General features: G+C 69.4%; 13 protein-coding genes. 5 read left to right on the plus strand and 8 right to left on the minus strand.

What is annotated here, in order from left to right:
• Window positions 1-15: 15 nt before the first annotated feature.
• Window positions 16-1,485 carry an aldehyde dehydrogenase family protein gene (locus ACFY10_RS40675; RefSeq protein ID WP_390670343.1) on the minus strand — a complete coding sequence of 490 codons (1,470 nt, stop codon included), beginning with the start codon at window positions 1,483-1,485 and terminating at the stop codon, window positions 16-18.
• 220 nt (window positions 1,486-1,705) lie between these two features.
• Here ACFY10_RS40675 and purU point away from each other — a divergent pair, with 220 nt between their 5' ends.
• Window positions 1,706-2,578 (plus strand): formyltetrahydrofolate deformylase, encoded by an 873-nt coding sequence (purU, locus tag ACFY10_RS40680; RefSeq protein ID WP_390670344.1) that lies wholly within the window; start codon window positions 1,706-1,708, stop codon window positions 2,576-2,578.
• A 133-nt stretch (window positions 2,579-2,711) separates the two neighbouring features.
• On the opposite strand, the gene ACFY10_RS40685 is transcribed toward purU, so the two are convergent.
• Window positions 2,712-3,548 carry a 5,10-methylenetetrahydrofolate reductase gene (locus ACFY10_RS40685; protein WP_390670345.1) on the minus strand — a complete coding sequence of 279 codons (837 nt, stop codon included), beginning with the start codon at window positions 3,546-3,548 and terminating at the stop codon, window positions 2,712-2,714.
• 3 nt (window positions 3,549-3,551) lie between these two features.
• Window positions 3,552-5,219, minus strand: coding sequence for a choline dehydrogenase (gene betA / locus ACFY10_RS40690; RefSeq protein WP_390670346.1), 1,668 nt, complete (start codon window positions 5,217-5,219; stop codon window positions 3,552-3,554).
• Window positions 5,220-5,556: 337 nt separating this feature from the next.
• Between betA and ACFY10_RS40695 the strand changes: the two genes are divergently transcribed.
• The 3 genes from ACFY10_RS40695 to ACFY10_RS40705 all read left to right on the plus strand — a co-directional run bounded on the left by ACFY10_RS40695 (window position 5,557) and on the right by ACFY10_RS40705 (window position 8,666).
• On the plus strand, window positions 5,557-6,219 hold the full coding sequence (locus tag ACFY10_RS40695) for a transglycosylase SLT domain-containing protein (protein WP_390670347.1): 663 nt from the start codon (window positions 5,557-5,559) through the stop codon (window positions 6,217-6,219).
• A gap of 164 nt (window positions 6,220-6,383) precedes the next feature.
• Window positions 6,384-7,724 carry a jacalin-like lectin gene (locus tag ACFY10_RS40700; protein ID WP_390670348.1) on the plus strand — a complete coding sequence of 447 codons (1,341 nt, stop codon included), beginning with the start codon at window positions 6,384-6,386 and terminating at the stop codon, window positions 7,722-7,724.
• A 144-nt stretch (window positions 7,725-7,868) separates the two neighbouring features.
• A complete protein-coding gene (locus ACFY10_RS40705; RefSeq protein WP_390670349.1) occupies window positions 7,869-8,666 on the plus strand; it encodes an IclR family transcriptional regulator in 798 nt (265 codons plus the stop codon).
• A 1-nt stretch (window position 8,667) separates the two neighbouring features.
• Here the strand turns inward: ACFY10_RS40705 and ACFY10_RS40710 are convergent, their stop codons facing one another.
• The 5 genes from ACFY10_RS40710 to ACFY10_RS40730 form a co-directional block, all read right to left on the minus strand.
• Window positions 8,668-9,798 carry an aromatic ring-hydroxylating dioxygenase subunit alpha gene (locus ACFY10_RS40710; RefSeq protein WP_390670350.1) on the minus strand — a complete coding sequence of 377 codons (1,131 nt, stop codon included), beginning with the start codon at window positions 9,796-9,798 and terminating at the stop codon, window positions 8,668-8,670.
• A 130-nt stretch (window positions 9,799-9,928) separates the two neighbouring features.
• Complete coding sequence (locus ACFY10_RS40715) at window positions 9,929-11,089, minus strand: NAD(P)/FAD-dependent oxidoreductase (RefSeq protein WP_390670351.1); 1,161 nt, start codon at window positions 11,087-11,089, stop codon at window positions 9,929-9,931.
• Window positions 11,086-11,448, minus strand: a complete 363-nt coding sequence (locus tag ACFY10_RS40720; protein WP_030928447.1) for a bifunctional 3-phenylpropionate/cinnamic acid dioxygenase ferredoxin subunit — start codon at window positions 11,446-11,448, stop codon at window positions 11,086-11,088. Before ACFY10_RS40720 ends, ACFY10_RS40715 begins: the two co-directional genes overlap by 4 nt.
• Window positions 11,449-11,647: 199 nt before the next feature.
• Entirely contained in the window at window positions 11,648-12,277 is a 630-nt protein-coding gene (locus tag ACFY10_RS40725; protein ID WP_390670352.1) for an MBL fold metallo-hydrolase, read from the minus strand.
• The gene (locus ACFY10_RS40730; protein ID WP_390670353.1) at window positions 12,277-13,362 is read right to left on the minus strand and encodes an S-(hydroxymethyl)mycothiol dehydrogenase; all 1,086 of its coding nucleotides are present in this window, start codon (window positions 13,360-13,362) and stop codon (window positions 12,277-12,279) included. The genes ACFY10_RS40725 and ACFY10_RS40730 overlap by 1 nt, the downstream gene beginning before the upstream one ends.
• A 193-nt stretch (window positions 13,363-13,555) precedes the next feature.
• On the opposite strand from ACFY10_RS40730, the gene ACFY10_RS40735 reads away from it, so the two are divergent.
• Entirely contained in the window at window positions 13,556-14,458 is a 903-nt protein-coding gene (locus ACFY10_RS40735) for a LysR family transcriptional regulator (RefSeq protein ID WP_390670354.1), read from the plus strand.
• The last annotated feature ends 70 nt before the right edge of the window (window positions 14,459-14,528 follow it).

Below are 14,528 nucleotides of genomic sequence, written 5' to 3' on the forward strand. Positions count from 1 at the left end.
ACCTCTTTTCGGCGTTCAGCCGCGGAACCAGAGCTGCGGCCGGGGTTGGATGTTCTGCCAGATGTGCTTGGGCTCTCGGTACTCGTCCAGGCCGGTCGGTCCCAGCTCCCGTCCCACGCCCGAGTGCCCGAAGCCACCCCATTCCGCTTGCGGCACATAGGGGTGGTAGTCGTTGATCCACACCGTGCCGTGGCGCAGCCGCCGGGCGACCCGCTGGGCCTTCCCGGCGTCCTGCGTCCAGACGGCCCCGGCGAGTCCGTACTCGGTGTCGTTGGCGATGCGTACGGCATCGTCCTCATCGGTGAAGCGCTCGATCGTGAGCACGGGCCCGAAGGACTCCTCGTGCACCACGTTCATGTCCTGCCGGCACTCGTCGAGGACGGTCGGCGGGTAGTAGAAGCCGTTCGCGAGGGCCGGGTCGTCCGGCCGCTCGCCGCCGCAGCGCAGTACGGCGCCCTCGGCGATGCCGGCGGCGACGTACGCCTCGACCTTCGCGAGGTGCTGGGCGGAGATCAGCGCGCCGGTCTCGGCATCGGCGTCGAAGGGCCCGCCCAGCCGGATCTGCCGTGCACGCCTGACCACCTCGTCGACGAAGCGGTCGTGCAGCGAGTCCTCGACGATCAGCCGGGCACCGGCCGAGCAGACCTGCCCCGAGTGCAGGAAGACGGCCGTGAGAGCGAAGTCCACGGCCGTCTCGAAGTCGGCGTCGGCGAAGACGACATTGGGGTTCTTGCCGCCGAGCTCCAGCGCCACCTTCTTCACGGTGGCGGCGGCGGTGGCCATGATCCGCTTGCCGGTCTCCAGGCCGCCGGTGAAGGAGACCATGTCGACGGCCGGGTCCTCGGAGAGCGGTGCGCCCACCTCCGGACCGGTGCCCAGGACGAGGTTGGCGGCGCCGGCCGGGAGCCCGGCCTCCTCCAGCGCCTTCATCAGCAGGATGGAGGTGGAGGGGGTGAGCTCGCTGGGCTTCAGGACGATCGTGTTGCCCGCGAGCAGCGCCGGGGCGACCTTCCAACTGGCCTGCAGCAGCGGGTAGTTCCAGGGAGTGATCAGCCCGCAGACACCGACCGGCTCATAGACGACGCGGCTGACGGCGTCGTCCCGCCCGGTGTCGATCACACGACCCGCATCGGTGCCGCCGATCCCGCCGTAGTAGCGGAAGCAGGAGACGACGTCGGCGATGTCGTACTCGCTCTCCACCAGCCGCTTGCCGGTGTCCAGCGACTCGGCGCGGGCGAATTCCTTGGCGTCGCGCTCGAGGATGTCTGCGGTGCGCAGCAGCAGTGCGCCGCGCTCGCGCTCGGGGGTGCGGGGCCAGGGCCCCTCGTCGAAGGCTCGGCGGGCCGCGGCGATCGCCGCCTCCGTGTCCGGACGCGTCCCTTCCGCTACGGTCGCTGCGAGCGTGCCGTCAGCGGGGCAGCGGATCTCGCGGCGCCCGCCGGCCACCGGCTCCCGCCACTCTCCGTCCACATACAGATCTGCCACGCGCCAAGCCTTTCAACCGAAATTCGTTGCGCATCGTGCATTCAATTGCTTGTGGTGGAACACCCTGGCGAATGTCCACACATACGTCAAGTAGTTGGCGGATGACGATTTCGCCATGCCGTCACTTGCCCGGCCACCCCTTGACCGCAGGCGGGCACCGAGCCGACCATGTTGCGTATCGCTCACCTTGTTGTGCAATACGCACCGATGGAGGCCGCATATGTCCCCTCGCCCGCAACCTGGCCGTGAGTACGTCCTCACCCTCTCGTGTCCCGACAGCGCGGGACTGGTCCACGCCGTGAGCGGCTTCCTCGTCAGGAACTCCGGCAACATCCTGGAGAGCCAGCAGTTCGATGATCGACTCCAGGGCCGTTTCTTCATGAGGGTCCACTTCGACGTTTCCGATCCAAACGCGGATCTGGAAACTCTGCGTTACCGGTTCGGTCCCGTCGCCGAGGCCTACCGCATCTCCTGGAAGCTGTGGGACGCCTCGACCCCGACCCGGACGCTGATCATGGTGTCCAAGTTCGGCCACTGCCTGAACGACCTGCTCTTCCGCCGCCGCACAGGCGCCCTCAACATCGAGATCCCCGCGATCGTCTCCAACCACCGGGACTTCGAGAGCCTTGCGGACACCTACGGCATCCCCTTCCACCACGTCCCGGTGACCAAGGAGACCAAGCCGGAGGCGGAGGCGCGGCTGCTGGAGCTGGTGCGCGAGCTGGACGTCGACCTCGTGGTACTCGCCCGCTACATGCAGGTCCTCTCCGACGACCTGTGCAAGCAGCTGGAGGGCCGCGCGATCAACATCCACCACTCTTTCCTCCCCAGCTTCAAGGGCGCACGCCCATACGTCCAGGCCTACGACCGCGGGGTCAAGCTCGTCGGCGCGACGGCGCACTATGTGACCTCGGACCTGGACGAGGGCCAGATCATCGAGCAGGACGTGGTCCGCGTCGACCACTCGCTCGACCCCGGGGAGCTGGTCACGGTCGGCCGCGACGTCGAGGCACAGGTACTGGCCCACGCGGTGAAGTGGCACAGCGAGAGCCGCGTCATGGTGGACGGCAACCGCACGGTGGTCTTCCGCTGAGCGGTACGGCACGGCGCCCTCTGTATACGGATGCATGCGGGCGCCGGCCGGCAATTCCAGCCCGTCCGGCGTTTGAGGACGAGGCCCCTCAAGGGCCGAAAGCGGGGGTCTGGGGGCGGCAGCCCCCAGCAGCTCAGCCCCCGAGCCGCTCCAGCAGCGCCCGGCGCCACACTTCGGTCTCGGCGATCTGGTTGAAAGTGAACACGTGCAGGCCCGCCACCCCCGCCGAAGGCGCCGTGAGCGCCTCCTCACTGCGGGTCAGCAGCCTCTCCGGTGAATAGCCCCCCGGGGCTGCAAACCGCAGGAACCACGACGCATGCTTCGTCAGGAACCGCGTCGACTCCCCCACCCCGATCTTCGTCGCCATCGCCAGCAGCTTCGTCCGCTGCACGGGCCCGGCAACGCCCACGTACAAGGGCAGGGCGACGTCCCGCCGCCGTATCCGGGCGATCCACTCCCCCAGCACGCGCGGATCGAAGCAGAGGTTGCTGACGATGTACGTGGCGTGCGCGCGCTTGTCCCACATCGCCTGGATGGTGATGTCGTCGTGGATCAGCGGATGGCTCTCGGGATAGCCGGTGATACCCACGCGGGCGAAGGGGTCGCCCAGCTCGCCCAGCCTGCGCAGCACCGGCAGCGCGCCGTCGTAGGCCCCGGCCGGCGGGTCCGCGTCGCCCGCCGGGACGAAGACGTCGTCCACGCCCGCCTCGCGCAGCCGCTCGACGACCTCCTTCAGATGCACCTCGTCCCGCAGCAGCCGCGCGGGCATGTGCGGCACGACGCGATAGCCGTGCGCAGCGAGCCGGCCCGTCAGATCGAGAGTCGGTTCCAGGCCCTTGACCGGCGACGCCGTGACCGTGACCACGACGTCGCGCGGGACATGGGCGAGGACCTTGTCCTCGGTCGCCTTCGCGGGCAGCACCTCGTAGCGGACGCTGTCCAGCAGCGCCCGGAGTCCTGCGGCGTCCAAGGTCTACCCGGCCTGCTTCTCGGCGTCGCGGAGGCGGTAGTACGCGGCTTTCGACGGGGCGAGGGGCTCCTTGCCGAGGATCAGGTCGGCGGCCTTCTCGGCGACCATCATCACCGGGGCGTAGATGTTGCCGTTGGTGACGTACGGCATCACCGACGCGTCGACGACCCGCAGGCCCTCCACGCCGTGCACCCGCATGCTGGTGGGGTCGACGACGGACATCTCGTCGGTGCCCATCTTGCAGGTGCAGGACGGGTGCAGGGCCGTCTCGCCGTCCTTGGCGACCCAGTCGAGGATCTCCTCGTCGGTCTCGACGGACGGGCCGGGCGAGACCTCCCCGTTGTTGTAGGGGGCGAGCGCGGGCTGGTTGAGGAGCTTGCGGGCCACCCGGATCGCCTCGACCCACTCGCGGCGGTCCTGCTCGGTGGAGAGGTAGTTGAAGCGCAGGGCCGGGTGCTCGCGCGGGTCCTTGCTCTTGATCTTCACGGAGCCGATGGCGTCGGAGTACATGGGGCCCACGTGGACCTGGTAGCCGTGTCCGCCCGCGGGCACGGAGCCGTCGTAGCGGACCGCGATCGGCAGGAAGTGGAACATCAGGTTGGGGTAGTCCACGTCCTCGTTGCTGCGGGCGAAGCCGCCGGCCTCGAAGTGGTTGGTCGCGGCCGGGCCCTTGCGGAACAGCCACTGCAGGCCGATGAAGGGGGCCCGCCACTTCGCCAGGTACGGCTGCATGGAGACGGGCTGCTTGCAGGCGTACTGGATGTAGACCTCGAGGTGGTCCTGCATGTTCTCGCCGACGCCCGGCAGGTCGTGCACGACGTCGATGCCGAGGGCGCGCAGCTCCTCCGCGTTGCCGACGCCGGACAGCTGCAGCAGCTGCGGGGAGTTGATCGCGCCGCCGCAGAGGATGACCTCCTTGGCGCGCACCTGCTGCAGGGCGCCCTTGCCGCGCTGGTACTCGACGCCGACGGCCTTCTTGCCCTCGAAGAGGACGCGGGTGACCAGGGCGCGGGTCTTGATGGTCAGGTTGGGCCGCTTCCTGACGGGCTTGATGTATGCCTTCGAGGCCGACAGCCGGCGTCCGCGGTGGACGTTGCGGTCGAACTTGGCGAAGCCCTCCTGCCGGTAGCCGTTGACGTCGTCGGTGGGCGCGTAGCCCGCCTCCTCGGTGGCCTTGAGGAAGGCGCCGAAGAGCGGGTTGGTGGCCGGGCCGCGCTCCAGGACGAGGGGGCCGTCGTGGCCGCGGAACTCGTCGTCCGGGTCGGCGGCCAGACAGTTCTCCATGCGCCGGAAGTAGGGCAGACAGTGCGCGTAGTCCCAGGTCTCCATGCCGGGGTCGGCCGCCCAGCGCTCGTAGTCCATGGGGTTGCCGCGCTGGAAGATCATGCCGTTGATGCTGCTGGAGCCGCCGAGCACCTTGCCGCGCGCATGGTAGATGCGCCGGCCTCCCATGTGGGGCTCGGGCTCGGACTCGTACTTCCAGTCGTAGAAGCGGCTGCCGATGGGGTACGTCAGTGCCGCGGGCATGTGGATGAAGACGTCCCACGGATAGTCGGACCGGCCGGCCTCCAGGACCAGGACCTTGTTGTCCGGGTCGGCGGAGAGTCTGTTCGCCAGTGCACTGCCGGCCGAACCGCCGCCGACGATGACGAAGTCGTATTGGGGAGCCATGGTGCCTCGTCTCGCTCGCGCCGTAGATACGCGACGCATGCTAATACCAGTATCGCTATACGCACTAGGTTGCGAGCCACGCAACTTACAAGGGCATGATTTCGGTGTCGTTACTTGCAAGGGTGTCATTCACCGCGCAGGTGGCAGCGATGCGCGGGCACAGCAACCTCGGCGACCTCACCGTGCACGGGCAGCTACAGGTGTGAGCATCCACACCTCCTTCACCATTGCGCCGTTCCGCCCCGGCGCGACAGAGTGTTCCAACTGCCTGACGCGCCCCGCGAGTTGCCCGCAGCCGTCACGGCAGGGCGGCACGGACGAACCGGAGGGAAGACGAGTGAACCCGATCACGGTGCGAGGGTTCGCGGTGGCCTCGGCCACTGCGGTCACCGCAGTCGGAAGCGTCGTCGGCGTCGCCTCGGGCACCACCGCACAGCCGAACGACGCCGAGGCCACGACGGCCGACTCGACGCTCCTCACGGACATACCCGCGGGGCAGCAGGCCCGGGTACAGACCGCTTCCCTGACGCAGCAGGCCGACGTCCAGGCCGTCCAGGCGGACGCGAGCGCCAGGAAGGACGCCGAGGAGGCCGCCCGCAAGGCCGCCGCCAGGACCGCGGTCGCCAAGCAGGAGGCCGCGAAGAAGGCCAAGGAGGCGAAAGAGGCCGCCTCCCGGCACACCGCCGACGCGCCCGTGCTGACCACCTACACCACCGCCCAGATCAAGGCGCTGGCGGCACAGATAGTGCCAAGCGGCCAGTTCCAGTGCTTCAGCAACATCGTCACCCGCGAGTCCGGCTGGGACATGCACGCCATGAACCCCTCCTCCGGCGCCTACGGCCTCGTCCAGGCCCTTCCCGCCTCCAAGTACTCGACCGTCGGCTCCGACTGGCAGACGAACCCGGCCACCCAGATCAAGTGGGGCCTCAACTACATGAACAGCGCCTACGGCAGCCCCTGCGAGGCCTGGGCCTTCTGGCAGACCCACCACGCGTACTGAGGCCGTCGTACGCGACTCGTCCGTGCGCACGGGGCGTTCCCCCGTTCGCGGCCTGCTGCACATCACAATGTTCGGTCGAGTACACGACAAGCATGGGTAACCAGCGGTAACTTCAGTCGCGGTCCTTACCGCAACCGCTTTCCCTCCTCAGGAGGCCTTCCCCCATGCGCAGACTCCTCGCCTGCCTGGCCGCGGCAACCGCCGCCCTCGGCGGGCTCACCGCGGCAGCCCCCTCCGCGGCGGCCGCCGACCCGGGCACCTTCAGCGTCCTCAGCTACAACGTCGCGGGCCTGCCCGCGGCCGTCAACAGCGCGCCGACGCCCCGCGAGTCCAGCACCACCGCGATCGGCCAGCGGATCGCGTCGTACGACATCGTCCATGTCGAGGAGGACTTCAACTACCACTCCTACCTCTACGCCGCCGACACCGCGCACGCCTACCGCACCCCCACCAGCGGCGGCGCCGGCATCGGCAGCGGGCTCAACACCCTGTCGAAGATCCCCTACGACGAGGACGACTTCGAGCGGGTGCACTGGAACTCCTGCCAGGTCGACTCCGGCGACTGCCTGACCCCCAAGGGCTTCACCTTCATGCGCGAGCGCCTCGCCGAGGGCGTCTACGTCGACTTCTACAACCTGCACACCAACGCCGGCACCAACGACGGCGACGAGGCCTCACGCGCCGACAACCTGAGCCAGCTCACCGACTTCATCAAGACCCACTCCGCCGGAAACGCCGTCGTGGTCATGGGTGACACCAACACCCGCTACACCCGCACCGCCGACACCATCGCCGAGTTCGGCGCGGCCAACGGCCTCACCGACGCCTGGGTGCAGCTGATCCGCGGCGGCACCCCGCCGGCCAAGGGCAGCGACGCGCTGGTCTGCGACCAGACCGGGGCGACCGTGCCCAACACCTGCGAGGTCGTCGACAAGGTCCTGTATCGGAGCAGCAAGCTGGTCTCGCTCAACGCGACGTCCTACAACAACGAGCACGCCAAGTTCCTCACCGACGACGGGAAGATGCTCTCCGACCACGACCCGATCACGGTCGGCTTCTCCTGGTCGCGCAACGCCGCGTATCAGTTCAGCGACCAGTTCGGCGGACCGCACGGCGACTACTACAACGACATCGACAGCGTCCCGGCCGGCGCCCGCGCCACCACCGTCGCCCTGCGCTCCGGCTCCCGCGTCGACCAGATGGGCCTCACCCTGGCGAACGGCACCACCCTCGCCCACGGCGGAACGGGCGGCACCGCGTCCTCCCTGACCCTGGGCAGCGGCGAGTACGTAACGACTGCTCAGCTCTGCCAGGGCACGTACAACGACCACACGCGGATCTTCTACGCCAAGTTCACGACGAACCTCGGCCGCACCCTGGCAGGCGGCACCACGACCTCCGACTGCGTCACCCGCACCGCGCCCTCCGGCCGGCAGATCGCCGGCTTCCACGGACGCAGCGGCGACGAGGTCGACAAGATCGGCTTCATCTACACCCAGCGCTGACCGGTTCGGCGTCCGGGGCGGCGCGGGATCAGCCTGCCCCGGATACCGAGCGTCATCACATGAATCGGCCGTTACCAGGAGAAAAGACCTGGTCAGAGTCGCGGCCGTAAACAGCTTGTACCGTACTACGCGTATAGTTTCGCTGTGAGCAACCACAGCCGAGACACCGAAACGTCAAATTCGCAGGCCGGCGGAGTCCAGTCGGTCGACCGAGCCATCAGCGTCCTCGAGATCCTGGCCCAGCGCGGCGAGGCCGGAGTCAGCGAGGTGGCCGCCGAGATCGATGTTCACAAGTCCACCGCCTTCCGCCTGCTCGGCGCCCTGGAGGCGCGCGGTCTGGTGGAGCAGGCGGGCGAGCGCGGCAAGTACCGGCTCGGCTTCGGCATCGTACGCCTGGCCGGCGCGGTCACGGGACGCATCGACATCACTCAGCAGGGCCGCCCGGTCTGCGAGCGGCTCGCCGAGGAGATCGGCGAGACCGTCAACATCGCGGTGCTGCAGGAGCACTACGCGATCAACCTCTACCAGGTGCGCGGCCCGGGAGCGGTCACCGCGCACAACTGGGTCGGCCAGCTGACGCCGCTGCACGCGACGTCCAGCGGCAAGGTCCTGCTGGCGTACCTGCCCGCCACGGAGCGCGCCGCGCTGCTGGCCGAGGCAGGCCTGAAGAAGGTCACGCCGCACACCATCACCTCGAAGGCGAAGCTCGAGAAGAACCTCGCCGAGGTGCGCGAGGCCGGCTACGCCTGGACCAAGGAGGAGCTGGAGATCGGTCTGCACGCCATGGCCGCGCCGGTCCTCGACCGGGACGGCGAGGTCATCGCGGCGGTCACGGCCTCCGGCCCCTCCTACCGGTTCACGGAGGAGCGGATGCGCGAGCTCGCCCCGGTCCTGATCAAGGGAGCCGAGGAGATCAGCCACCGGATGGGCTACCTGGGCTGAGTCAGCCCTGGGGGGTGCCCAGGCGCTCGTTCACCCAGTCGTGGAACGCACCGATGTGGTGCTCGCTGGGAACCAGCACGCCGCCCTTGGCGTACATCCGGCTGCTCATTCCGGGCTGTGTGCGCTCGCACGCGTCGAAGTCCTGGCGGTTGACCCGGTCGAAGAGTTCCACGGACCGGCTGACGTCCTTGCCGCTCTCGACGACGTGCGGGAGGTAGAGCCAGTCGCACTCGACGATCGTGCGGTCGACGGCCACCGGGTACATCCGGTGGAAGATCACGTGGTCGGGGACGAGGTTGATGAAGACCTGCGGCCGGACGGTGATCGCGTAGTAGCGGCGGTCCTGGTCCTCCGCCACGCCCGGGATGCGGTCCAGGCCCTCGGAGCCGTCGACGGTGAAGCCCTGCACCTCCTCACCGAACTCGGCACCGTGCCCGACGTAGTACTGGGCGGCGTAGCCGTCGGCGAACTCGGGGAGCACCTCGGTGAGTTCGGGGTGGATCGTGGCGCAGTGGTAGCACTCCATGAAGTTCTCGATGATGAGCTTCCAGTTCGCCTTCACGTCGTAGACGATCCGCTTGCCGACGGAGAGGTTGTCGATGTCGTAGTGCTCGATCGACTCGACGTCGCCGAGGCGGGCGACGACCTCGCCGATGACGTCCTCCTCGAAGGAGGGCGGGTTCTCCGCCAGGCACACCCAGACGTAGCCGAGCCATTCGCGGACGGCCACGCTCGCCAGGCCGTACTCGGTGCGGCCGACGTCGGGCATCTTGGTGAGGTTGGGTGCAGCGACCAGCTTGCCGTTCAGGTCGTACGTCCAGGCGTGGTACGGGCACTGGAAGGCCCTCTTGACCTCGCCGGACTCCTCGGTGCAGAGCTTGGCGCCGCGGTGCCGGCACACGTTGAAGTAGGCCCGGATGCTGTTGTCCCTTGCGCGGGTGACGAGGATGCTCTCGCGGCCCACGTCGACCGTGCGGAAGGCGCCGGGCTTGGCCAGCTCGGAGGAGCGTGCGACGCAGAACCACATGGTCTCGAATATGCGCTCCTGCTCCTGGGCGAAGACCGCCGGATCCGTGTAGGAGGAGCCGGGAAGGGTGGCGATCAGGCTGTCCGGCAGGCTGGTCGAGGTCACGGTGCACTCCTCGGGAACGTCGTGGTAGGAGCGCCCCACAGGGGCGCGGGACGGTGCTTGTGTGCGGCTCCGCCGAGGGGCGCGACCAGCCACAATGGCGCCGCAGAAGAAAAACGACACATCACGGCACTCACAGCGAAGCGCTCAGCTGCTTGCGCCAGCGGGTGAACAGCCGCGGCTGGTTCATCCCGAGCACGGCGACCGGCGCGCCGGCCCGCCGGTAGACGGCCAGGACGTTGCGGTCGTCCGCGGCGCCCTCCTCGACCGTCACACTGTCGGCACCGGCCGCATGACCGGCGAACTGGATCTTCACGCCGTACTGGTCCGACCAGAAGTACGGCGGCCGGGGCACCCCCGGCTCCACCGCGCCGCCCGCCAGCAGCGTGGCGATGGCGGCGTCGGGCCGCTCCCGTGCGCCGGTCCAGTGCTCGACGCGGCGGTGCGCGCCCGCCCGGGGGTCGTACCAGTTGGCGCAGTCGCCGACCGCGACCACGCCGGCCAGGCTGGTTCGGCCGTCGGCACCGCACTTGACGCCGTTGTCGAGGGTGACGCCGGAGCCTTCGAGCCACTCGACGCACGGGCGTGCACCCACACCGACGACGACGATGTCGGCGGGGATGCTGCGGCCGTCCTCCATCAGTACGGCGTCCACCTGCCGCTCGCCGCTGAGCCCCTTGACGCCCACGCCGCACAGCAGCCGTACGCCGTGGTCCGTGTGGAGCGCGGAGACGACGGCGCCCATGGTCTCGCCGATCGGTCCGGCGAGCGGCGTCGGGGCGGCCTCGATGACCGTCACGTCGAGCCCGAGGGCGTACGCGGTGGAGGCGACCTCGGCGCCGATGAAGCCGCCGCCGATCACCACCAGCCGCCCGCCGCGGGCCAGTTCGTCCCGCAGGGCGCGGGCGTCGTCCAGGGTGCGCAGGGTGTGCACCCCGGCCAGGCCCTCGGCGCCCGGCAGGCTGCGCGCGGCGGCGCCGGTCGCGATGACGATGCCGTCGGCGCGGACCTCCCGGCCGTCGGCGAGCCGGACGACGCGCTCAGTCCGGTCGAGTCCGGCGGCGCGGGCGCCGAGCAGCCACTCGGCCCCCAGGTCCTCGTCGTCCGTCTCCAGCACGAGATCGGCTTCGCCGATCGTGCCGGCCAGGAACTCCTTGGACAACGGGGGCCTGTCGTACGGGCGGTGGATCTCGTCGCCGATGACGACGAGCCGCCCGTCGTAGCCCTGCTTGCGCAGTGAGCGCGCCGCCGACAGACCGGCCAGTGAGGCGCCGACCACGGCGACCGTCCTCACGCGGGACCCCCGGCGAGGCGGGAGGCGATGCAGGGCGGCAGGTTGGGGGCGTCGGTCGACACCTGGACGTAGATCATGCCGTCCTCGACGACGACCTCGTGCGTACGCACCGGCAGCTTGGCCGGCGGGGCGTCGACGGCGCCGGTACGCAGGTCGAACTTCGAAGCGTGCAGCGGGCATTCCACCTCGCAGCCCTCCAGCCAGCCGTCGGCGAGCGAGGCGTCCTGGTGGGTGCATGTGTCGTCGATGGCGAAGACCTCGCCGTCGTCGGTATGGAACACCGAGACCGGCGGATCGATGTCGAGCCGGAAGGCCTCACCTCGCGGGAGATCCGCGAGACGGCACACGGGAATCATCATGACACCTCGGTGCGTATAACGAAACGGATTGCGGTAAGCGCAACATCAGTCTGAGGTCGCCCAGAACCCTTGTCAAGGAGTTCCGGGGCCCCTTTGACCCCTGCCGAATGTTGCCTTTCACGCAACCAGGCGCACGATAAGCAACATCTTCAGGGCAGGGGTCGGCACCGGAATCAGTGCCTTCGAGCAGGTCAGCGCGTCAGTGACCGCGCGCGATCCAGTCCTGCAGGTGCGGGGCCTCCGCGCCGACGGTGGTCGTGTCCCCGTGGCCGGTGTGCACGACGGTCCCGCCCGGCAGGGTCAACAGCCGTTCCCGGATGGACTCGATGATGGTCGGGAAGTGGCTGTACGACCTTCCCGTGGCCCCCGGTCCGCCCGCGAAGAGCGTGTCGCCGCTGAAGAGTGCGGTGAGCGCCGGCGCGTACAGACAGACCGCTCCGGGGGCATGGCCGGGGGTGTGCAGCACGGTCAGTTCGACCCCCGCCACCGTCAGGACCTGGCCGTCGGCCAGTTCGGCGTCGGGCGCCCGGTCCGGGTGGGTCTGCTTCCACAGCGGCAGGTCGTCGGGATGGAGGAGGACCGGGCCGCCGGTGCGCGCCGCGAGTTCGGGCGCCGCGTCGATGTGGTCGTTGTGGGCGTGGGTGCACACGATGGCCGTGAGGCGACGGTCACCGACGGCCTCGGCGATGGCGTCGGCGTCATGGGCCGCGTCGATCACGATCACCTCGTGGTCGTCGCCGATGATCCACACGTTGTTGTCGACGTCCCAGGTGCCGCCGTCCAGCGAGAACGTGCCCGAGGTGACGAGGTGTTCGATGCGCGCGGCCATCACAGCACCACCACCGAGCGCAGCACGTCGCCGCCGTGCATCCGCTCGAAGGCCTTCTCGACCTCGTCCAGGGCGATGGTCTCGGTGACGAAGGCGTCCAGGTTCAGGCGGCCCTGCAGATAGAGGTCGATCAGCATCGGGAAGTCGCGGGAGGGCAGGCAGTCGCCGTACCAGGACGACTTCAGCGATCCACCGCGGCCGAACACGTCGAGCAGCGGCAGTTCGAGCTTCATCTCCGGGGTGGGCACGCCGACGAGGACGACCGTGCCGGCGAGGTCGCGGGCGTAGAAGGCCTGCTTGTACGTCTCCGGGCGGCCGACCGCCTCGATGACGACGTCGGCGCCGTTGCCTCCGGTCAGCTCGCGGATCGCCTCGACGGGGTCGGTCTCCTTGGAGTTGACGGTGTGGGTCGCGCCCAGCTTGCGGGCGGTCTCCAGCTTCCGGTCGTCCAGGTCCACCGCGATGATCTTCGCGGCGCCGGCCAGGTTCGACCCGACGATCGCGGCGTCGCCGACGCCACCGCAGCCGATGACCGCCACGCTGTCGCCGCGGCCGACGTTGCCGGTGTTGATCGCGGCGCCGATGCCCGCCATCACGCCGCAGCCCAGCAGGCCGGCGGCGGCCGCCGACGCGGACCGGTCGACCTTGGTGCACTGCCCCGCCGCGACCAGCGTCTTCTCCGCGAACGCGCCGATGCCCAGGGCCGGGGACAGCTCGGTGCCGTCCTCCAGGGTCATCTTCTGCTTGGCGTTGTGGGTGTTGAAGCAGTACCAGGGCCGTCCGCGCAGACAGGCCCGGCACTGCCCGCACACGGCACGCCAGTTGAGGATGACGAAGTCACCGGGGGCGACATCGGTGACGCCCTCCCCCACCGACTCCACCACGCCGGCCGCCTCGTGGCCGAGCAGGAAGGGGAAGTCGTCGTTGATGCCGCCCTCGCGGTAGTGCAGATCGGTGTGACAGACCCCGCAGGCCTCGATCTTCACCAGCGCCTCGCCCGGGCCGGGGTCGGGCACGATGATCGTCTCCAGGCTGACGGGGGCGCCCTTGCCCCGCGCGACGACTCCACGGACCTGGTGCGTCATGGCCACTCCTCGGCTGGTACGGGATCTGCGTACGAGATCTGAGTCAGAAGTTGCTCAATACGGCACACATCTCGTGTGCCGCAACACAGCATCGTGGAGCGCCGACCGGGGGTCAAGGTCCCGGATGCACTGTTCGGCCGGTGCCGGCGCCGTCCGGCCGGTGATAGCGTTGCCCGGAATTTACGGAGAGCCGATGGAACGACGCCAGCTGGAATACTTCATCGCCGTGGTCGAGCACGGCGGATTCACAGCCGCGGCCATTGCACTCCATGTCGCACAACCCTCCCTGTCGCATGCGATCCGGGCGCTGGAGCGCGAATTCGGCGGCAGCCTGTTTCACCGGCTGCCGCACGGCGTCGTACTCACCGCGGCGGGCGAGGCGCTGGTCCAGCCGGCGCAGCAGGTTCTACGGGACCTGTCCACGGCCGGCGCCCTGGTCCGCGAGGTCCTCGGACTCAGCGGCGGCCGGCTCGACATCGTCTCGCAGACGACCCTGTCGGTCGATCCGCTCGCCGGCATGCTGGGGCGCTTTCACCGCGCACATCCCAAGGTCTCCGTGCGCGTGGTCGATCCGGAGCGAGGAGCCGCCGTGGCGCACATGGTCGCGGCCGGCCAGTGCGAGCTCGGTCTGGTGGACGCCTCGGTGCCCACAGCGGACCTGAGCAGCATCGACCTGCCGGCGCAGGAGATGCATGTCGTCCTGCCCCCGGACCACCCGCATCCGGCCGGCGCCACCATCACCTCGCGTGAACTCGCCGCGCTGGAGCTGATCGTGACCCCGCCGGGCACCGAAACCCGCGCGGCGCTGGACGACGTGTGCACCGCGCTGGGCGTCGCGCCGCGGATCGTGGTGGAGACCGCGCACCGCGCGATGATCGTGCCGCTGGTCCTCTCCGGCGTCGGAGCATCCCTGCTCCCCACCTCCATGGCCCAGGACGCGGCCCTCCGCGGAGCCCGGATGCTCTCCAACCGTCCGCGGCTGCTGCGCCACGGCCGGCTGGTCTGGCGCCCGGGCCCGCTGTCGCCCGCGGCCCAGGCGTTCGTGGACCTGGCATCCTCGCCCGCCCCGCCGCCCCCGCACGCAGAGAAGCTTTAGGTATAGAAGCTTTCTACCGCCTTCATTCAAAACCGGTTCAGGCGGATTCACGCTCTGTTGTTGACCGGCT

This window comes from Streptomyces sp. NPDC001401 (genome assembly GCF_042895385.1).
Taxonomy (GTDB): Bacteria; Actinomycetota; Actinomycetes; order Streptomycetales; family Streptomycetaceae; genus Streptomyces.